Origin of the sequence: Chitinophaga nivalis (assembly GCF_025989125.1) — a bacterium.
In the GTDB taxonomy this organism is placed as follows: domain Bacteria; phylum Bacteroidota; class Bacteroidia; order Chitinophagales; family Chitinophagaceae; genus Chitinophaga; species Chitinophaga nivalis.
Map to the genome: position 1 here is coordinate 2,567,462 of NZ_JAPDNR010000001.1, position 19,277 is coordinate 2,586,738.

23 protein-coding genes are annotated in these 19,277 nt (G+C 47.7%); 12 read left to right on the forward strand and 11 right to left on the reverse strand.

Annotation, left to right across the window (positions count from 1 at the left end):
• Positions 1-46 precede the first annotated feature (46 nt).
• The gene (locus tag OL444_RS10505; protein ID WP_264733254.1) at positions 47-796 is read left to right on the forward strand and encodes a DeoR/GlpR family DNA-binding transcription regulator; all 750 of its coding nucleotides are present in this window, start codon (positions 47-49) and stop codon (positions 794-796) included.
• Here the strand turns inward: OL444_RS10505 and OL444_RS10510 are convergent.
• The 4 genes from OL444_RS10510 to OL444_RS10525 all read right to left on the reverse strand — a co-directional run bounded on the left by OL444_RS10510 (position 793) and on the right by OL444_RS10525 (position 4,778).
• A complete protein-coding gene (locus OL444_RS10510) occupies positions 793-1,668 on the reverse strand; it encodes a DMT family transporter (RefSeq protein ID WP_264733253.1) in 876 nt (291 codons plus the stop codon). The genes OL444_RS10505 and OL444_RS10510 overlap by 4 nt on opposite strands.
• A 112-nt stretch (positions 1,669-1,780) precedes the next feature.
• Complete coding sequence (locus OL444_RS10515) at positions 1,781-2,521, reverse strand: polyprenol monophosphomannose synthase (RefSeq protein WP_264733252.1); 741 nt, start codon at positions 2,519-2,521, stop codon at positions 1,781-1,783.
• 72 nt (positions 2,522-2,593) lie between these two features.
• Positions 2,594-3,367, reverse strand: a complete 774-nt coding sequence (locus OL444_RS10520) for a 3'-5' exonuclease (RefSeq protein ID WP_264733251.1) — start codon at positions 3,365-3,367, stop codon at positions 2,594-2,596.
• A 46-nt stretch (positions 3,368-3,413) separates the two neighbouring features.
• Positions 3,414-4,778: a UDP-N-acetylmuramate--L-alanine ligase gene (locus tag OL444_RS10525; RefSeq protein ID WP_264733250.1), complete on the reverse strand. Its 1,365-nt coding sequence runs from the start codon at positions 4,776-4,778 to the stop codon at positions 3,414-3,416.
• Between the two features lie 329 nt (positions 4,779-5,107).
• Here OL444_RS10525 and ytxJ point away from each other — a divergent pair, with 329 nt between their 5' ends.
• From ytxJ to aroQ, 3 genes are all read left to right on the forward strand, one after another.
• Positions 5,108-5,443 (forward strand): bacillithiol system redox-active protein YtxJ, encoded by a 336-nt coding sequence (gene ytxJ / locus OL444_RS10530; protein WP_264733249.1) that lies wholly within the window; start codon positions 5,108-5,110, stop codon positions 5,441-5,443.
• A 114-nt stretch (positions 5,444-5,557) separates the two neighbouring features.
• Positions 5,558-6,142: a UbiX family flavin prenyltransferase gene (locus tag OL444_RS10535; protein WP_264733248.1), complete on the forward strand. Its 585-nt coding sequence runs from the start codon at positions 5,558-5,560 to the stop codon at positions 6,140-6,142.
• Positions 6,143-6,196: 54 nt separating this feature from the next.
• Entirely contained in the window at positions 6,197-6,622 is a 426-nt protein-coding gene (gene aroQ / locus OL444_RS10540; RefSeq protein WP_264733247.1) for a type II 3-dehydroquinate dehydratase, read from the forward strand.
• An 84-nt stretch (positions 6,623-6,706) separates the two neighbouring features.
• Here the strand turns inward: aroQ and bioB are convergent, their stop codons facing one another.
• Entirely contained in the window at positions 6,707-7,702 is a 996-nt protein-coding gene (bioB, locus tag OL444_RS10545; RefSeq protein ID WP_264733246.1) for a biotin synthase BioB, read from the reverse strand.
• A gap of 201 nt (positions 7,703-7,903) precedes the next feature.
• Here bioB and OL444_RS10550 point away from each other — a divergent pair, with 201 nt between their 5' ends.
• Positions 7,904-8,677: a hypothetical protein gene (locus OL444_RS10550; RefSeq protein ID WP_264733245.1), complete on the forward strand. Its 774-nt coding sequence runs from the start codon at positions 7,904-7,906 to the stop codon at positions 8,675-8,677.
• Between the two features lie 66 nt (positions 8,678-8,743).
• Here OL444_RS10550 and OL444_RS10555 read toward each other — a convergent pair whose 3' ends face one another.
• The 4 genes from OL444_RS10555 to OL444_RS10570 form a co-directional block, all read right to left on the reverse strand.
• Positions 8,744-9,844, reverse strand: a complete 1,101-nt coding sequence (locus OL444_RS10555; protein WP_264733244.1) for a M42 family metallopeptidase — start codon at positions 9,842-9,844, stop codon at positions 8,744-8,746.
• Between the two features lie 64 nt (positions 9,845-9,908).
• Positions 9,909-10,748 (reverse strand): UbiA family prenyltransferase, encoded by an 840-nt coding sequence (locus tag OL444_RS10560; RefSeq protein ID WP_264733243.1) that lies wholly within the window; start codon positions 10,746-10,748, stop codon positions 9,909-9,911.
• Positions 10,749-10,814: 66 nt separating this feature from the next.
• Positions 10,815-12,353 carry an acyl-CoA carboxylase subunit beta gene (locus OL444_RS10565; protein ID WP_264733242.1) on the reverse strand — a complete coding sequence of 513 codons (1,539 nt, stop codon included), beginning with the start codon at positions 12,351-12,353 and terminating at the stop codon, positions 10,815-10,817.
• Between the two features lie 181 nt (positions 12,354-12,534).
• A complete protein-coding gene (locus OL444_RS10570) occupies positions 12,535-12,984 on the reverse strand; it encodes a hypothetical protein (RefSeq protein WP_264733241.1) in 450 nt (149 codons plus the stop codon).
• Between the two features lie 149 nt (positions 12,985-13,133).
• Here OL444_RS10570 and OL444_RS10575 point away from each other — a divergent pair, with 149 nt between their 5' ends.
• Positions 13,134-14,117 (forward strand): LuxE/PaaK family acyltransferase, encoded by a 984-nt coding sequence (locus OL444_RS10575; RefSeq protein WP_264733240.1) that lies wholly within the window; start codon positions 13,134-13,136, stop codon positions 14,115-14,117.
• Positions 14,118-14,187: 70 nt separating this feature from the next.
• On the opposite strand, the gene OL444_RS10580 is transcribed toward OL444_RS10575, so the two are convergent.
• Entirely contained in the window at positions 14,188-14,901 is a 714-nt protein-coding gene (locus OL444_RS10580) for a hypothetical protein (protein ID WP_264733239.1), read from the reverse strand.
• 197 nt (positions 14,902-15,098) lie between these two features.
• Here OL444_RS10580 and OL444_RS10585 point away from each other — a divergent pair, with 197 nt between their 5' ends.
• The 6 genes from OL444_RS10585 (at position 15,099) to OL444_RS10610 (ending at position 18,473) form a co-directional block, all read left to right on the forward strand.
• Positions 15,099-15,698 (forward strand): sigma-70 family RNA polymerase sigma factor, encoded by a 600-nt coding sequence (locus OL444_RS10585; RefSeq protein WP_264733238.1) that lies wholly within the window; start codon positions 15,099-15,101, stop codon positions 15,696-15,698.
• 2 nt (positions 15,699-15,700) lie between these two features.
• Complete coding sequence (locus OL444_RS10590) at positions 15,701-15,970, forward strand: anti-sigma factor family protein (protein WP_264733237.1); 270 nt, start codon at positions 15,701-15,703, stop codon at positions 15,968-15,970.
• An 84-nt stretch (positions 15,971-16,054) separates the two neighbouring features.
• Positions 16,055-16,396: a hypothetical protein gene (locus tag OL444_RS10595; RefSeq protein WP_264733236.1), complete on the forward strand. Its 342-nt coding sequence runs from the start codon at positions 16,055-16,057 to the stop codon at positions 16,394-16,396.
• A 78-nt stretch (positions 16,397-16,474) separates the two neighbouring features.
• On the forward strand, positions 16,475-17,302 hold the full coding sequence (locus OL444_RS10600; RefSeq protein ID WP_264733235.1) for an HvfB family MNIO-type RiPP peptide maturase: 828 nt from the start codon (positions 16,475-16,477) through the stop codon (positions 17,300-17,302).
• Positions 17,286-18,041 (forward strand): HvfC/BufC N-terminal domain-containing protein, encoded by a 756-nt coding sequence (locus OL444_RS10605; protein WP_264733234.1) that lies wholly within the window; start codon positions 17,286-17,288, stop codon positions 18,039-18,041. Before OL444_RS10600 ends, OL444_RS10605 begins: the two co-directional genes overlap by 17 nt.
• 3 nt (positions 18,042-18,044) lie before the next feature.
• Positions 18,045-18,473: an HvfX family Cu-binding RiPP maturation protein gene (locus OL444_RS10610; RefSeq protein WP_264733233.1), complete on the forward strand. Its 429-nt coding sequence runs from the start codon at positions 18,045-18,047 to the stop codon at positions 18,471-18,473.
• Between the two features lie 45 nt (positions 18,474-18,518).
• On the opposite strand, the gene OL444_RS10615 is transcribed toward OL444_RS10610, so the two are convergent.
• Positions 18,519-19,268, reverse strand: a complete 750-nt coding sequence (locus OL444_RS10615) for an NAD(P)H-dependent oxidoreductase (RefSeq protein WP_264733232.1) — start codon at positions 19,266-19,268, stop codon at positions 18,519-18,521.
• Positions 19,269-19,277: the final 9 nt, after the last annotated feature.

Consider the following 19,277-nt stretch of genomic DNA (forward strand, 5'->3'; position numbering starts at 1 on the left):
CGGAACAACCTGTAGTGAGATTTGTATATTTGAAAAATTTTCGGGCATGTTAAAAGAGGAACGCCAGGCATTTATCATGCGGCAGATCAACTTGCATAATAAAGTTTTATCGACCGATATCAGTAGTATGCTGGGCATCTCGGAAGATACTGTGCGCCGCGACCTGAAAGAAATGGCAGAGGAAGGCAAAATCCTGAAAGTACATGGTGGCGCAATCGGGCGCTCCTTTCATCATCCGTTTGATACGGAGAACATGGTATATGCGCTGGAAGCCAAACAACAGATTGCGGAAAAAACCATCCGGCTCCTGAAAAATGATATGGTGGTACTCACCGGCGGTGGCACCACCATGATAGAACTGGCCAAACGTATACCAGACAGCCTGCGGGCTACCTTTTTTACTATCAGCCCGCTTGTGGCATTACAACTGGTGGAACATACCCACCTGACGGTCATCAGTATCGGCGGGCAACTCTCTAAAAGTTCCAATGTACATATAGGCGCCAGCGTGATTAACCAGCTGGCAGATATTAAGGTAGACCTGTGCTTACTGGGCGCCAATGGCTTTTCCGTGCAGGACGGTATGACCGATTCCGATTGGGAAGTGGTGCAGGTAAAAAGGGCGATGCTGAAAGCGTCTAAAAAAACGGCGATTCTCAGTATTGCAGAAAAACTGGGTTCTGCCCAGCGCATGAAAGTATGTGACCTGAACCTGATTAATTACCTGATCACGGAGCTGCCCCCCGAAAATCACCAGCTGGCTGATTATCAGCACCTGGATCTCGACCTGTTCTAGGAGAGGGTGCGGTCTTTGGCCACCCGCGCCATTTGCAGTACCACAGATAACAGAATACAGCCCAGCCCTGCATAGAAAGCGCTGTTCAGGTATTTGTTTTCATGAAACAGCACAAAAGCCAGGAAGATGCTGTACACCGGTTCCAGATTAAAACACAGATTAACGGTAAAGGGAGAAATCTTTTTCAACGCACTCATACTGAGCAGGTACATACAGATGGTACAGGCCCAGGCGAGTATCAGCAGGTAGATGAGGTCCATAGACGATGGCAGGATACTGGCCACAGGAAACAGCTGCAGGTAAAACGGCATCGCCAGGGTTAATACCACAAAACCGACCGACAGTTCATAAAAAGTGATGGTGGAGGTATCAAAGCGTTTGATGAGCCGTTTATTGAATACGGTAAACAGGGCGGCAAACATGGCCGATATAATACCCAGTATAATACCGGTACGGTATTGTGTATCAAAATGAAATATCAGCAGAATGCCCAGCAGGGTCAGTAAACTGAGTCCCATCTCCGCCATATCAAAGCGGCGCCGGTTGATCAGCGGATCAAAAAAAGCGGTGAACAGACTGGTAAGAGAAAAACAAATCACCCCGATAGATACATTCGAATATTTAATACTGCCGTAAAAGAACAGCCAGTGGAGTGCAATCACTACGCCGGTAGCGCCAATGGGGGCAATATCTTTCCAGGGCAGTATTTTTAATTTACCCTGTAAGCGAAATAATATCAGCAGGCTTATGGAGGTGATCATCAGCCGGTACCATACCAGCAGTCCTTCGTTGAGGGTGATCAGTTTACCTAAAATACCTGTAAAACCTGCCAGGAATACGGAGAGATGGAGATGAAGGAATGCTTTTTTCATGAACCGATGATGGCAAAACTACGTATTAAAAATTACGCATTTACCAGTTAGATAGCGGCGAAGCTGTTTCGCTGATATCTACCCGGTAAATGCGCTTTTCTATAACGTAATCTTAATTCGTAACTCTTTTTTTGTATTGGCGGAAAAGGCTTTGCCATTGTATTTTCAATACACCCAATATGCCTTCTTTTACGATGCCTTTACTCATTTTGGAGTAGCCTTCCTTGCGATCTTTAAAAGTGATGGGCACTTCCTTGATGCGGAAGCCCAGTTTCCAGGCGGTAAATTTCATTTCTATCTGAAATGCATATCCTACAAACTGTATCTGGTCCAGGTTAATGGCTTCCAGTACGGTATTGCGGTAACATACAAATCCGGCAGTAGGGTCTTTTACCGGCATCCAGGTGATCATGCCTACATAGAGCGAAGCACCATAAGATAAGATGGCACGGTCCCAGGGCCAGTTTTCGGTATTGCCGCCTTTTACGTAGCGGGAGCCTACCGATACATCTGCACCGTCTTTGGCGCAGGCGTTGTACAGGCGAACCAGGTCTTTGGGATTATGGGAAAAGTCGGCATCCATTTCAAAGATGTACTGGTAGTTGTTGGCCAGTGCCCATTTGAAACCATGGATGTAGGCGGTTCCCAGTCCTTGTTTACCGGATCTTTCCTGGAGGAATAAGGCACCCGGATGTTCCTGTTGCAGGGATTTTACAATCGCGCCGGTACCATCAGGAGAGCCGTCATCCACTATCAGGACGTGAAAATTTTCCTGTAAAGAAAATACAGCGGCAATGATATTGCGGATGTTATCCTTTTCATTGTACGTTGGTATGATGACAAGCTTTTCCAATTCGGCAGATGATATTTTTGGACTGCGAAAATAAATCAATTCCGGCGCAAGATAGGATGTTCTAAAAAAACATTACATTTTTTTTAACATCATATTGTGATAGATTTCCGACAGTTTTTGTTTGGTGTTCAGGGGGAAATCCGCCTTCATCATCCAATCATAGTATTGAGGTTCAACCTTCAGCACTTCTCTTACCGGGCGGCCTTTGTATTTACCGAAGTTAAATACCTCCTGTCCGCCCTGCATCACGATGCGGCGGGCAAAGTCGATATATTCTTCTTCTTTGGTGAAATCAGACAGGGAGTCGATATCCTCCTGTAATTGGGAGTACCGGCCCAGCTGGGCTTCCAGGATTTCGTAGGTAGCCAGTGCGTCTGCTTCCGCGCTATGTGCATTCTCCAGTTGTTTATCGCAATAGAACTTGTAGGCGGCAGCGAGGGTACGTTTTTCCATTAAGTGGAAAATACGCTGTACATCTACAAATTTCCTTTTAGAGACATCAAACTCGATTTCCGCCCGCAGAAATTCTTCCACCAGCAGGGGAATATCAAAACGGTTGGAGTTATAACCAGCCAGGTCGCAGTTATCCATGAACTGTTTCAGCTCATTGGCTACCTGTTTAAAAACGGGCGCATCTTTCACATCTTCATCGCGGATACCATGAATAGCGGTAGATCCTGCGGGGATGGGCATGCCGGGGTTAATACGTTTTACTTTCGACTGCGTGGATTTATCAGGAAATACTTTGATGATGGCAATTTCAATGATACGGTCGGAAGCCACATTGGTGCCAGTGGTTTCGAGGTCAATTACGGCCAGGGGCCTCTTGAGGAGCAAAGAAGGCATTATATACTATTTAGTTATTTTTTATGTAAAAAAGTGATGCAGTATTTTATTGCTGTCCGGGCAGCAACTGTTCCAGTTTGCCGAAGTCCAGCCCGTCGTACGTACCGGAGCTCATCAGCAACAGGTTCGTATCCTGGTAGGACTGCGCTGCCAGGAAGGCTTCCAGTTTTTCCCTTTCATGAAAAACGAGGAGGTCTTCACGGCCAAACCGCTGTGCAATTAATCCGGGCGCCAGATCCGGCATCCGTTTGATTTCCAGGGCATGTTTGCTATAGAATACCGCTGCCATATCTGCGGGGTCCATGGTTCCCTGATACTGTTCCAGAAAATCAGCATTCAGGCTGCTGTAAGTATGTAACTCCAGCACAGCAATCAGTTTCCGGTCGGGATATTGTTGCCTGGCGGCTTCCATCGTGGCTTTCACCTTGGAAGGAGCATGGGCAAAATCCCTGTAAATTACACAGTGCGCATTGCTGGCTACCAGCTCCAGTCTTTTAGCTGCGCCCTTAAAGGTAGCAATTGCAGTCAGGAATTTCACATCAGAAATACCTAATTCGTTACAAACCAGTCTGGCTGCGTGCATATTCAGCAGGTTATGTCCGCCAAATACCGCCAGGTCGGTGGCTGCGTCCCCAAAATGAATCCGGGTAATGCCGTTATGAATTTCATGTACCGGCATCTGGTACGGTATCCGTTTCAGGTGCTGTCCTTCCTGTTCTACCAGTCCGGCCAGTTCGGGGTCGGTGCTGTTATAGATCAGTACATGGCCTGCTGCCATCTGCCGGATGAATATGGCAAATTGTTCTTTATAGATGTCGTAGGTAGGAAATACATTAATGTGATCCCAGGCAATACCGGTTAATACAGCGATCTGGGGATGCAGAAAATGGAATTTCGGCTTTCTTTCGATGGCGGAAGCCGGGTATTCATCTGCTTCACACACGATCACCGGCGCGCTGGTAATATTCACCGACTGGGCAAAACCTTCCAGCCGGGCGCCTACCAGGTAATCAAACTCCTGTCCGCATTGCTGCAGTACATGCATGATCATGGCAGTAGTGGTGGTTTTACCATGACTGCCCCCAACGGCTACACGTACTTTATCCCGGCTTTCCTGATAAATATATTCAGGGAAGGAGTATATCTTTAACTGTAGTGCGCGGGCACGTATCAGTTCCGGATTATCTTCCCGGGCATGCATACCCAGGATAACGGCATCGAGGTCCGGTGTAATCCTGTCGGGATCCCAGCCGATAGCTGCAGGTAATATACCTGCCTGTTGCAGGTTGGAGAGCGCCGGTTCAAAGATTTCATCGTCGCTGCCGGTTACTGCATACCCTTTATGTTTGAGCGCAATGGCTAACTGGTGCATTACGCTGCCGCCAATGGCTATAAAATGTACTTTCGTCATAACGCCGTTTATTCCGGGATCAGATGACATGGATCACCAAATCATTAAATCTCAAAAATGTATAGTTGTTTTTTTTAATGCATTTTCTATATTTGCAAAATAACGTCACAAAACACGATTAAAAAAGTTGTCGTATCATATTTCCTATGAAATTTCGTTTACTAATTAAAACTCCCAGTATGAAATCGTATGTAAGAATTTTGGGCTACACCGGTTTAGTATGTATCTTCGCAGCTTTCTTAACATCCTGCGCAAGCCACCAGAAATTGGGTTGCCCAATGAGAGGAATGGGGAAGGCGCCTGCAGCAGAACATAGCAAATTGTGTTAAATGAATTGGAAAACGTTAACCAGTGATGAACAACTTACTGAAATCAACGAGGCATCTGCTCATCAGCCAATAGTGATTTTTAAGCATAGCACGCGGTGTTCTATTAGTTCGATGGCCAAATCCAGATTGGAGCGTGCAGTTGCGCCAACAGGGTTAACGTTTTATTACCTGGATCTCATTGCTCACCGGGATGTTTCCAATAAAATAGCCGATACCTGGCGTATACCCCATGAATCACCGCAGGTGCTGCTGATCCGCAACGGCGTGTGTGTATATGATGAAAGCCATAACGGTATCCGGATGGAAGAAATCGAAGAAAAGGCCGCCAGCCTGTAAACCACAGCTGTATACTCCACTACCGGCAACGTAATCGTCTGCCTGTCTTATCCTGCTATCTTCTTGTTACTAGTATTACATTCGCTAGCTTTGCAGTATTATATAGCTTAGCATATGAAACATCGAATAGTAGTAGCGGTTACCGGAGCCAGCGGCTCCATTTACGCCCGGCAGTTATTGCAGAAACTGCAGGCTGCAGGAGATGCCCAGCTGGATGAAGTAGCCGTGGTGATGACCGAAAATGCCAAAACAGTATGGCAGACAGAATTAAACAACGACGATTATACCCGTTTACCTTTCCGCTTTTATTCCCAACAGGACTTTCATGCACCCTTTGCCTCCGGTTCCGGACGTTTTGATACCATGATTATTTGTCCCTGTTCCATGGGTACCCTGGGGCGTATTGCCACCGGGATCTCCAACGACCTGATCACTCGTGCCGCAGACGTTGTCCTGAAAGAACGCCGAAAACTGATCCTCGTAGCCCGGGAAACCCCCTATAACCTGATGCATATACGTAATATGGAAACGGTTACACTGGCTGGTGGCATTATCTGCCCGGCTACGCCTTCTTTCTACAGTGTACCTACTACCCTCGAAGAAGTGGCTGCCACAGTAGTAGACCGTATCATTGACCTGGCAGGTATTGAACAGCACACCTACCGCTGGGGGAATGCTGCCAATAATAAAGCGGATTGAGTATCTTCGTTACATTCTTCCATTTTATCATTCATACCATTTATCATTCATACCATGCAAATAGCAATCATCAACGGACCTAATCTCAACCTGCTTGGTAAAAGAGAAACAGGTATCTATGGCAGCGAATCTTTTGAAAACTATTTCAAAGGATTACAGGCACAGTATCCGGCGGTTACGTTCACTTATTTCCAAAGCAATATAGAAGGAGAACTGGTGAATTACCTGCATGAAGTAGGTTTTTCCTATGATGGCATCCTGCTCAACGCCGGCGCCTATACGCATACTTCGGTGGCACTCCGCGACGCCATTGCCGGCATTAAAACACCGGTGATTGAAATTCACATCAGTAATGTATATGCCCGGGAAGAGTTCCGGCATACTTCCCTGATTGCGGCTAAATGTGTGGGTTGTATCTGTGGCCTGGGACTGAAAGGATATCAGCTGGGCGTAGAATTTTTTGGCATGACAGATATCTAGTCCTGTCTGTAAAACAATATCCGGAAGATACCCACAGCAGTGTTGCCGGCCGTATCTTCCGGATGATGTAAGTGCTTTATATCCTTACTCAGCAACAGCGCTTTGCGCCGGTGCTGTTTTAAATGCTTCTCTCGCTTTTAATCCCAGTATTTCAAACATCATATGATCTTCTTCAAAAGAAGGATTACCGGTAGTCAGTAATTTTTCTCCCGTGAAGATGGAATTGGCGCCTGCCATAAAACATAAGGCCTGGTCAGACATACTCATTTCCGCACGGCCGGCACTCAAACGTACCATCGCCTGCGGCATCAGTATACGGGTAGTGGCAATCATGCGTACCATATCCCAGAAGGCTACTTTCGGCAGATGTTCCAGCGGCGTACCTTTTACCCGGGTGAGTGCATTGATGGGCACCGATTCCGGATGCTCCGGCAGGTTGCTCAGTGTATGCAACATGGCGATACGGTCTTCATGCGATTCGCCTAAACCAATGATACCGCCGCAGCATACACTGACGCCGGCTTTTCGTACGTTGTCCAGCGTTTGTAAACGATCGTCGTAAGTGCGGGTAGTAATGATTTCGCCGTAATGTTCCCGGGAAGTATCGAGGTTGTGGTTGTAGGCAAATAATCCGGCATCCGCCAGCTTCTTCGCCTGCTCTTCATTCAGCATACCGAGGGTACAGCATACTTCCATACCCAGTTCATTCACCCCTTTCACCAGGTCGATCACGCGGTCGAAGTCGCGGTTGTCGCGCACTTCCCGCCATGCAGCGCCCATACAGAAACGGGTGGAGCCGGCATCTTTGGCCTGTTGGGCATATCGGAGCACGTCTTCTTTTTTCAGGAGGCCATGCACCTGAATATCTGTGTGGTACCTGGCGGCCTGCGGACAATACGCGCAATCTTCGGTGCATCCGCCTGTTTTAATAGACAACAGGGTGCAAACCTGAACTTCCGCGGTATCCTGGTATTGCCGGTGAATAGTGGCGGCGCGGTACACCAGTTCCATTAAAGGGGTGTTGTAGATAGCCTGGATTTCTGCTAACGTCCAGTGGTGACGGATGTGGAGGTCTTGCATTTGGGGAAATGGTTTAGGTAACAAACCTAAGGGATTTCAGGGAATAAAAACAGCAGGAATTAACCGGCCGCAAAACCGCGCTGTCATCGCCATCAGCACTTCCTACCACCCTGTTAATCAGCGCATCTTCGGGAATTGCTATCGCAGAATTCTTGTTTTTATCCTATCTTGGCGTAAACTCAATATTAAATAACCATCCCCATGAAAAACATCTATTCCCCACGCAGGATACCCGTGTACCTGCTATGTATGCTTGTCACACTTATTTTTGCCGGATGTAGCAGTAATGATGATCCCCCTGTTATACCGCCCCCCGTGTACGACATGAACGAATTGTATGCGCGGGCCATCCAGGATGCAATGGTTGCCGACAGCAGCAAAGCGTCTGATGCACTCTGGCCCATTAAGGCCGGCACCCCCGATGTACAGTTTAAAACCATTAACGGGCAATCGTATGTGTTGATGGCTACGTTTATGCGTTTTCCGGGTAGTTATCCGGAAAAGGATTCCATTACCAATGTATGGGGGGAGTCCTGGCTGTTTATACCACAACAGATGAAAGGCAGGATAGGACCGGGTTTTACACCTGCTTCCGATACGATTCTGCGTATCAGCCAGTTGCTGGGCTTACCGCCGGTCAACAGCAAAAGCAATACACATATTGCGCAGATATGGGTAAAGGTGGATAGCCTTTATCGCCCTGCCGGCAACCCTGCCATTGACACCAAAAGCGCCGGCCCCGTATTGGTACCCGGTGTAACGGCTAATTATGCCAACTGGTTTAATAACTACATCATTTTTGCTTATTACCGGCCTTTGGGTAAGACGGATTATCATTATCCGTGGACGAGGATGGGGTATACTTACGACTGGGCGCCGAATGCCTCCAGGGTGGGATTGAGTGAATATGTAGTGAAGCCTAATAGTGGCATGTGGGTGGAAAAAGTCACCACTGCTTCCGGCTTCTTTAAATAAAGCCACCTCACTGTTCCGGTGCTGCTCCTGCATGTTTACACAGGAGCAGCATCCGGCAGCTACTGATTATAAATACTGGAAGTTTGTTTTCGGTGTAATATTCAGCAAAGTCTGATAAATCAGCTGAATGGTATTTTCGATATCATCTTTCTTCACCATCTCCACAGTCGTATGCATGTAACGCAGTGGTAAGCTGATCAGCGCAGAAGGCGTACCGTCATTGCTGTAGGCAAAAGCATCGGTATCCGTACCGGTACTGCGGCTCACGGCATGCAGCTGATAAGGAATATCATTTTTCTTCGCTGTTTTGATGATCAGATCCCGTAAAATGTTGTGTACTGCCGGACCATAGGTAATGCTTGGACCGCCACCACACTTAATTTCACCTTCTATATTTTTGTTGATCATCGGCGTAGTTGTATCATGGGTTACATCCGTGATGATGGCTACATTCGCTTTAATACGCTTGGCAATCATTTCTGCGCCGCGTAATCCCACTTCTTCCTGTACTGCATTCACGATATATAAACCGAAGGGTAACTCCTGTTTCTTTTCTTTCAGCAGGCGGGCTACTTCTGCAATCATAAAACCACCAATACGGTTATCGATCGCACGGCAGATGTAGTAGTCGTAGTTCAGCTCTTCAAAGCCATCATTAAACGTACATACGCATCCTACATGGATACCCAGTTCTTCTACTTCCTTACGGGAGCGGGCGCCGCAATCCAGGAAGATGTTATCTACCTTAGGTTGTGGCTCTTTGCCATCGTTGCTGCGCTGCCGGGTGTGGATAGCCGGCCATCCGAATACCGCTTTCACGATACCTTTCTCCGTGTGGATATTCACTCTCATGGAAGGCGCTATCTGCTGATCTGACCCACCATTGCGGATCACATAAATCAATCCTTCCGGAGAAATATAGTTGACAAACCAGGAGATCTCATCTGCGTGGGCTTCAATCACCACTTTAAATTCGGCTTTCGGGTTAATCACACCTACTACAGAACCGTATGGATCTACAAAATGTTCGTCGATATACGGCGTGAGGTATTTCAGCCAGAGCTTTTGTCCTTCTTTTTCAAAACCGGTGGGCGACGGATTGTTGAGATAGTCTTTGAGGAATGCGAGGGATTCCTTGTTGAATATGGATTTTTGTTTTTTAGACATAATATGTAATTAAGTGTAGACTGACAAATGTAATGATTTTAGCGTATCAGAAAACGCCCGGCAGTTACCAGCTGCTGATGAGGTGCAACAAAGCGGATAAGGCCATAAATCCGTCCAACACAAAATAAAAGAGATAGTCTGAAGGGCGGTGGTGCGCTTCGTGGGTAATCAGCGCCGTGGCAGCCACGGGAATGAGCAGGCTGATAAGCACCGGCGTAGTGGTATAAGGTAACAACCGTAAGGCACAAATGGCCGCCAGCAGCAGAATGCCATAATACAGCCGGTTCAGTTCACGGGTGTTGAGATAGGTAATCAGGCTGCGGATACCTTCTTTCCTGTCTGCCTCCACATCCCGGTAATCGAAGAGGATACAGATCGCATAGATGAGGAAAAAACGGTGCAACGTAAAATATACGACGGGCGGAGTGACATGCAGATCGGCGATGAGTGCGGGCAGCAGAGTGGTCACATAGGTCCAGACAAATGTAAGAAACAAGGTTTTGCCCACAGCGATTTTACTGAGCCACTTGAAGGCTTTATGCGGTACTTTCGGCGCCGAATACAAAAAGGTCAGCACGGCGCTGAAACTAATCACCAGCCAGTATTGCCGCAGCTGCCAGAAAAAATACAAGGCGCCTATCATGCCAATGCCGCTCAGGCATAACAACAAGGTACGGTGACGTGCGCCCCAGCGAATCCGTTCGGAAGAAGACAGGTAAGTACCGGGGGTGAGGTACCAATGAAAATTATAACTGCAGATGGTGGAGAAAAAGACGAAGTAGTAAAAAGTGGTTTGTGGATAACGTAGTATCAGCAGCTGATTGGTTTGCCAGATCATCAGCAATGCACACAAGGAAATGTATACCGATGTAAAGAGAAAAAAATGAAAAATGGTTTTCGGCATGTAGCGGTTTACTTTAAGTAATGGCTGCGGCTGTGGCGTATCCGGGATACCCCACAGCCGGTTGCCTTACAAAGGTATGTTGCCGTGCTTTTTTCTGGGCATCTGCACCACTTTATTTTCCAGCATTTTGAAGCCTTTAATCAGTTTCTGGCGGGCCTCTTCCGGTTTGATGACCTCGTCGATATAACCTTTTTCAGCGGCCAGGTAAGGGTTGGCAAAGCTGTCGGTATAATCGGCTACCAGTTCATTCATGCGGGCTTCCGGATCAGCAGCGGCATCAATTTCTTTTTTGAAGATGATTTCCACGGCTCCTTTCGCACCCATTACGGCAATTTCTGCCTGTGGGAAAGCGAAATTGAGATCTGCGCCGATATGTTTGGAGTTCATCACACAATACGCGCCGCCATAGGCTTTGCGGGTGGTGAGGGTCAGTTTGGGCACTGTGGCTTCACTGAGGGCATACAGCAGTTTGGCGCCGTTGGTGATGATACCGTTCCATTCCTGGTCGGTACCTGGCAGGAAGCCAGGTACGTCTACGAGTACCAGCAACGGAACGTTGAAGGCATCGCAGAAGCGGGTGAAACGAGCCGCCTTTACGGAAGCATGGATGTCCAGTACACCAGCCAGGTGGGCCGGCTGGTTGGCCACGATACCGATGCTTCTGCCGGCGATGCGGGCAAAGCCCACAATGATGTTTTCGGCAAAATTCTTATGTACCTCAAAAAAACTGTCCGTATCCGTGAGGAGGGCAATGACCTCTTTCATGTCGTAAGGCTGATTGGGATTGACCGGAATCAGGGTATTCAGGTCTTCCCGGATTTCATTGCCAGGCTCATAAGGATATACCGGTGCTGTTTCTTCACAGTTTTGCGGAATATAGCTCAGGAGTTGTTTGATATATTGGATGCATTCCACCTCGTTGCTGCAGGCAAAGTGGGTTACCCCGCTTTTGGAAGCATGTGTTTGTGCGCCGCCCAGTTCCTCGGAAGTGACTTCTTCGTGGGTAACGGTTTTTACCACATTGGGTCCGGTCACAAACATATAGGAGGTTTGTTCCACCATCAGGATAAAGTCGGTGATGGCAGGGGAGTATACCGCACCGCCGGCACAGGGGCCCATGATGGCGGAAATTTGCGGAATCACGCCGGAAGCGCGGGTGTTGCGGTAGAAGATGTCGGCATAGCCACCCAGGCTTACCACACCTTCCTGGATGCGTGCCCCGCCGCTATCGTTTAGCCCTATCAGTGGGGCGCCGTTTTGCACGGCGAGGTCCATGATTTTACAGATCTTGCGGGCATGTGGTTCGGAAAGGCTGCCACCATATACGGTGAAGTCCTGTGAAAACACATAGGTCAGGCGGCCGTGAATGGTACCATAGCCGGTTACCACGCCATCTCCCAGAAACTGTTCCTGGTCGAGGGTTAAGCCCCGGTTACGGTTGGTAACCAACATATCCAGTTCTTCGAAAGAACCTTCATCCAGTAATAATTGTAATCTTTCGCGGGCAGTCAGTTTTCCTTTCTTATGCTGAGATGCAATACGGCTTTCACCGCCTCCTAGTTTGGCTTCGTCTATCTTTGCCTGTAACGTTGCTATTTTATTCATGTGTGGATAATGAAATTGGAGGATTCTGAAAAATCAGCCACGAATCATGTATCCCGCCACTGCAGTGAGCTAACGCGAAAATTATCCGCAGTTATCCTGGCTGCAACACGTTGTACATCATTCGTGCTGTTATATACGGGTTATCCCGTTGATCTGTAAATGTAAGGTATTCAGCCTATATCTAGGCGCGATAAGAAATTTTGGGCGTGATCAGCGTGTCGCTGATATTGCCTGCCCTATCTTTGATGATGATGGAGAAGTTGATACTATCTTTGGGAATGGTGACATAATCGCTAAATTTAATTTCAATGGTCTGGAGTGGGATTCTTACTTCTGCTTTTACATTCAGTCCTTTGCTGCGGCCTATTTCGGGCATGCTTTTAGGCGTCCAGGCCGTATCTATTTTACCATCCTTAAAATGACTGAGAATGATGGTGCCCAGCGTCAGTGTGTCTTCGATGTCACCATCTCCATCTTCTACGTTCAGAAAAATGGTCATGTCATTGGTTGCCGGTGTGATGCTGTCCACGGAATAGCTTTTGAAGGTCACAATGGGCTTAGGACCTACACCATCCTTTTTACAGGCATAAAAGAAACCGGCTACCAGGAACAAAAACAGAATTTTCTTCATAAAACAAACGTACATTAATTTAGGAAATATACAAATATTCAATTATCTCTCCTGCACTTTTACAAAACGTTTTTTTTCCGGCAATTGTTACTTCCTGCGGGTTAATTTATTCTTCTCCCTAAATTTGTAAGATTTTAAAGCCAGATTACATGACTGCCGTTTCACCGGAACATATATTTTCACTGCAGTTGGACGGACTGGAATCCGCCGCACTGGAGCTTTTTCATTTTCAGTACCGCGAAAATGCCCTTTACCGGGCTTATACAGATGCGCTGCGCATTCAGCCGGCTGCTGTCAAAAGCATTGAACAGATTCCTTACCTGCCGATACAATTTTTTAAATCCCATGCTGTGGTTTGCGGCGATTTTGAGCCGGAGTTGATTTTTGAGAGCAGTGGTACCACCCAAACCGTCAATAGCCGTCACCTGGTGAAATCATCTGCTATTTATACCCAAAGCTTTATGACGGCTTTTGAGCAGTTTTACGGGCCGGTGGAAGATTATGTGGTAGTGGGCCTGTTACCGTCTTACCTGGAGCGGCAGCATTCCTCGCTGGTACGGATGGTGCAGGAAATGATTATCCGCAGCGGGCGTGAGGAGAGCGGCTTTTACCTGTATGAGCATGAAAAGCTCCATCAGCAATTGCAGGCGCTGGAAGCCCGTGGCCAGAAAGTGTTGCTGATAGGGGTTACTTTCGGCCTGCTCGATTTTGCAGAAAACTATACCCTGCAGCTGCAGCATACCATTGTCATGGAAACCGGGGGTATGAAAGGGCGGCGGGAAGAATGGACCCGCCAGGAAGTACACGCTTTCCTGCAGGAACGTTTGGGCGCCACCGTCATACATGCGGAATATGGTATGACAGAATTGTTATCCCAGGCCTATTCCAAAGGAGCAGGGATGTTTGAAACGCCCCCCTGGATGAAGATACTGTTGCGGGATGAAAATGATCCTTTCCAGCTGACCACCGGAAAAGGCGCCGGCGTCATCAACGTTATTGACCTCGCCAATATTTATTCCTGTGCCTTTATTGCTACGGATGATATCGGCCGGATTCACGCGGATGGCCGTTTTGAAGTACTGGGCCGGCTGGATAATTCAGCCCTGAGAGGTTGCAGCCTGATGGTATCTTAATGTAAGTGCATGTACCCGGATGGGATGATACGCTTTTACGGGAAATACTTTCCGTAAAAGCGTATTTCGTTTATTCGTAAGCCGCTTCTTTCAGCAGGGCTGGCAGTTTTGCCGGGTCCTGCATGATTATGGAAAGGGCAGGCGTATAGGGGAAGGCCTGGTGATCCATACCAAAGGTGTGGAGCAAGTAAGTGTTGAGTTGTTCCGATGTCGTATATCCCTGGAGGTAGTCGCCCAGGTAAAACAGAAAACGTTTCTTTTCCTTTTCCGTCAGTAACACCAGGGCTACTTTGTCTTTCAGCTGCTGGGGGCCGGACTGGAATATCTTCAGTGCCTGCTGGTATTGTTCTGTACCGAAATGCGCAGGTGCCTCGGGCAGCAGGTGTGTACAAAAATAATCTACTGCAATATCATCGAAATAACCGGCGCCTTCATCCGTATCCTGTTCGTTGTGCCAGGTACCCCACTGCTGGAGCTGCCGCGCGGTAATGTCGCCCTGCAGCAGTGCCTGCAGCTGGTGAATAACGCCTGCGCGGGTAGGCGTGGTATCCGCGGCATACGTGATGTGGGTAACAATCTCCTGATAGTAGTCCTTATTGAATTCAGTAGCGGCGCGCAACAGTAACCGGGTCATTTCTTCCTCCCTGTCTTCCGTAAAGTGTAGCAGCCCCACCGTTTCCGTCAGGTCCTGCACGACTTCCTTGCTCGTTTTAGTACCACGCAGATATGCCTTCATGAGTGTAATGAAGTAAAGGGACGTTACAGGAGGTACTTGATTTTTCATGGGCTCAGTTTATTACCAGGTCTTAGTATGCGGTTCAAAATTAGGATAAAATGCTGAATACGCGTTGTAACGGGTTACCATTTAGCGATGTAAAGTACCATTTATCCCCCTTTAACATTTTTTTGGGCCATTCGGAAAACTAAAAAAAGTAATTTACCGTAAGCTTTCTACAACGATTATCGCAAAAAAAAAGTTTTATGCCGGTAAATGAATCTGATTCCGCTCAGGAAGCTACCACGGGTAATCCCGCTACCTGGGTAAAACAATATGCTGCAGACCTCTTCCGGTTTGCCTTATCACAAACAGCCGATCGTGAGCTGGCACAGGACCTGGTACAGGATACCTTCCTGAGTGCTTTGCAGGCCCGGGCGCAGTTCAGGGGAGAAAGCAGCGAGCTTACCTGGCTGATGAGCATACTCAGAAACAAAGTGGCAGACCACTACCGTACATCCGGCCGGACCGTAAGTTTAGACGAACAACTCATCACCGACAGCGACCCGCATCACTTCTTTTTTAATGAAAAAGGCCACTGGCATAAACATAGGGCGCCTGTTGCCTGGACAAAGGATATACCTGCTCCCGGAGAGCAATCCGATTTTTTCCGGGTGCTGCAAGCCTGTATGAAAAAACTGACGGGAATAGGACAAGCCGTTTTTAATCAGAAATATCTCGACGAAAAAAAATCAACAGCTATTTGTAAGGATCTGGCTATTTCAACGTCTAACTACTGGGTAATCATGCACCGGGCCAGGCTGCAGCTAAGAGCCTGTCTCGGGAAAAACTGGTTCAGTAATTGAGGATGGGAAAACATCATCATACTTTATTCCCCTGTTGTAAAGAGGCGACCCTGCTGGCGGAGAAGCGCCTGCAACAGCCGCTTCCCTTAAAGGAGCGCGTGGGATTGGATATACATCTTTTATTATGCCGCCATTGCAGGCGGTATGTACAACAAAGTAAACGGATCGATAAACTGTTACGGGAATATTTTACCACACTTGCATATACATCACCCGACGAAACCCGCCTGGCACAATGGGAACAGCTGATTGCAGACAAGCTGAAAAAATAAAGACCGGATTTTTTGTAAGGAATGTTCCGTAGCTGCGTCTAATCACTACATATACATTGTTCACTTCTTTTTAAAGCTTACAAAATGAAAAACAATTCATCTATCAGCAAAAAAGTATTGATTTCCGGTTCCCTCGTAGCCAGTGCTATCCTGGGTTTGGCAGCTGTACATGCCACGGCCAATCCTGTTAGCTATACCGATCTGGGTACTGGCGCGGCTGTACGAAATGCACTAACTGGTACGCCTATGCCAGCTAATACCCTGGAGCTTTCCTGTGGCGCCAAAAAAGACAGCACTGCCAAAACAAAAGAAGGTAAATGCGGGCAGGGCAAATGTGGTGAAGGCAAATGTGGTGGCCATAAAAAAGGCAAGGATAAAAAAGGAGGCAAGCATAAAGCAGACAGCACCGGCAAGTCCGGCCAATAACGCTATTCACGGCAGAAAGGCCGGTGGTACACCATAGCCGGCCTTTCACTTTTGTTTTCACCGCTTAAACAGTCTATCATGGTAGGTATTGGTTTTCGCAGGGAATTTGCCGATGAGCTGATCAGCGGCACAGATATTCAACCCGACTTTATTGAATTTGCACCGGAGAACTGGATGAACATAGGTGGTTACTGGAAGAAAGTATTACACCAGGTGGTCGCAAAGTACCCGGTATTATGTCATGGTCTATCGTTGTCGATTGGCAGCCCGGAGCCGCCGGAACCGGCTTTCCTGCAGCAACTGAAAATATTTCTGGACACTTATCATATACAGTTGTATTCAGAGCACCTGAGTTATTCCAAATGTGATAATGCACATATGTACGACCTGTTGCCCATCCCTTTCCGGATGGATGCCGTGCAACACATTGCCGCCCGTATCCGGCAGGTGCAGGATTACCTGGAGCGGCCGCTGGTGATGGAAATAGTCTCTTACTATACACCGGTGGCAGCAGAAATGAGTGAAGCAGATTTTATCCGGGAAGTAGTGGCGCAATCCGGTTGTCAGCTGCTGCTGGATGTGAATAACATCTACGTGAATGCTTTTAATCATCAGTACGATGCAAAGGCTTTTATACAACAGCTGCCCCTGAACAAGGTGGCCTATATCCATATGGCCGGCCATGAACAGGTAGCGCCGGACCTGATTATTGATACCCATGGAGAGCCGATTATAGATCCGGTATATGACCTGTTTGAATGGACGCTGCCGCAGCTGTCTCCCGTGCCGGTGCTGCTGGAGAGGGATTTCAATATCCCGGAAATGGCGGCATTGCAGGGGGAGTTATCCAGACTGAAAAATATTTGTCACAAACAATGGAAACAGCACGATGAACTTGTTGCCTGACACTTATCATATACAGCAGACTTTTTCCACCTATTGCAGAACCGGTGAAAAAGTGCGGTTGCCAGGCGTGGCGCCCGAACGGCTGAAACATTATCGCCGCCTGGTATTCAATATGATTACCGATACGATGGAAAGCGCCTTTCCGATTGCGTGCAAGCATATTCCCACGCGGAAATGGAACCATATGGTGAAAACATTTTTCAGCTGTCATGCCTGCCGTGCCTGGCAGGTCTGGAAGCTGCCGCTGGAGTTTTATACCTATGCGGTGGAAAACAACTGGGAGGAGGTGTATGGTATTCCCTATCTCAACGACCTGCTGGCGTTTGAGTGGGCGGAAATGGAAGTTTACAATATGGAAGATATACCGGCCGCACCCCATACGGCAACGGGCGACTGGCTGGAAACACCGCTGGTATTGAATCCGGAGCACAGGCTGCTGGCGTTGAATTATCCGGTACATACCGTAGCGAATGAAAAAGCATTGCGTAAGAACAAAGGTGTTTATTTTGTGTTATTATACCGGGATGCTGTCACCGGTCATGTTACTTTTATGGATCTTTCGCCCTGGCTGGCCTTTGTGATAGAGCAGCTGGTAATGGGTATAACGGTAAAGGGTATATTATCATTTGCACCGGCATTACAACTGGATATAACGGATACGGATACACTGGAAAAAGATACGCTTGCTTTTTTACATCATCTGCACCGGCAGGGTTTTGTGCCGGGCTTTCAATGTTAGCATATGCGTGCTAAACCATCATTCGCACAGCGGTTATCATCGCTCAGGGATCTGCCACTGCTGCTGATCCGGCTGGTATTGGCTTATGGTTTTTATGGGCCGGCCAGCATGAAATGGAAAGATATACATGGTATTGGTGATTGGTTTATGCAGCTGCATATTCCGTTTCCTTATATCAGTGCCTATGTGGCAGCTGTTACGGAAGCATTGGGCGTCGTGTTGCTGGTGTTGGGGCTATTCGTACGCTATATTTCTATCCCGCTGATGATCACGATGGTGGTGGCTATTATTACGGTACACTGGGCCAACGGTTTTGAAGCCGGTGATAATGGCTATGAAATTCCGCTTTATTATATCCTATTCTTGTTTACCCTGTTCGTGTTTGGCAGTGGCAGGATCGGTATTGATTATTTCCTGGAACGCAAACGCTGAACAAGTGCTGCCATTTCCGGACATGACAGCGCTTGGTGTCAGGCACTATAACTGGTGTACCAGCAGGCCCTCTCCTTTAACAGCGATGGTTTCCGATAATAATCCTTCCGGCGTATAATCGCCGCTTTTATCCGATCTGAATAATATAGGCGTGGTAGTTGGTATGGATAACAAACGATCTTTCAGCGATTGTTCCAGTTGTGCGTATACCGGCGGTGTGACGTGATGTGCATCGTATACCGGAAATGGCGGTAGTGGCGCCGCGCCGTTGAACCAGAACATGCCATGATGGATGTGAAATAACAGATCATTGATATCGCCATTGATACCGGTAGGCGCATATTCTGCTGCGCTGCCACCAATAGTGGTGATGACCATCCCTTTTTTCCCCACCATATTGCCGGCGCCATAACGTTCGCCGGTACCATAGGCAAATCCATTGGCATATACCCGGTCTATCCATCCTTTGAGTATGGCGGGTACCGTAAACCACCAGAGCGGGAACTGGAAGATGATCACATCGGCCCACCTTACTTTTTCCTGTTCGATGGTGATGTCGGCAGACTGCTGGTTATCCAGGTATGCTTTTTTGGAGGCACGGGTGTAGTACAATCTTTCGGTTGCCGGATGATTGAGGAAATCATCGGCGTCGCCGGCTGATTTCCATTTCATCTGATAGAGGTCCGATACGACTACTTCATGGCCGGCTTCTTCGAGGATATTGACAGCTGAGTTTTTCAGGGAGCCGTTTAAGGATTGTGGATCGGGATGTGCAAATACAATTAAAACTTTCATAGATTTCTT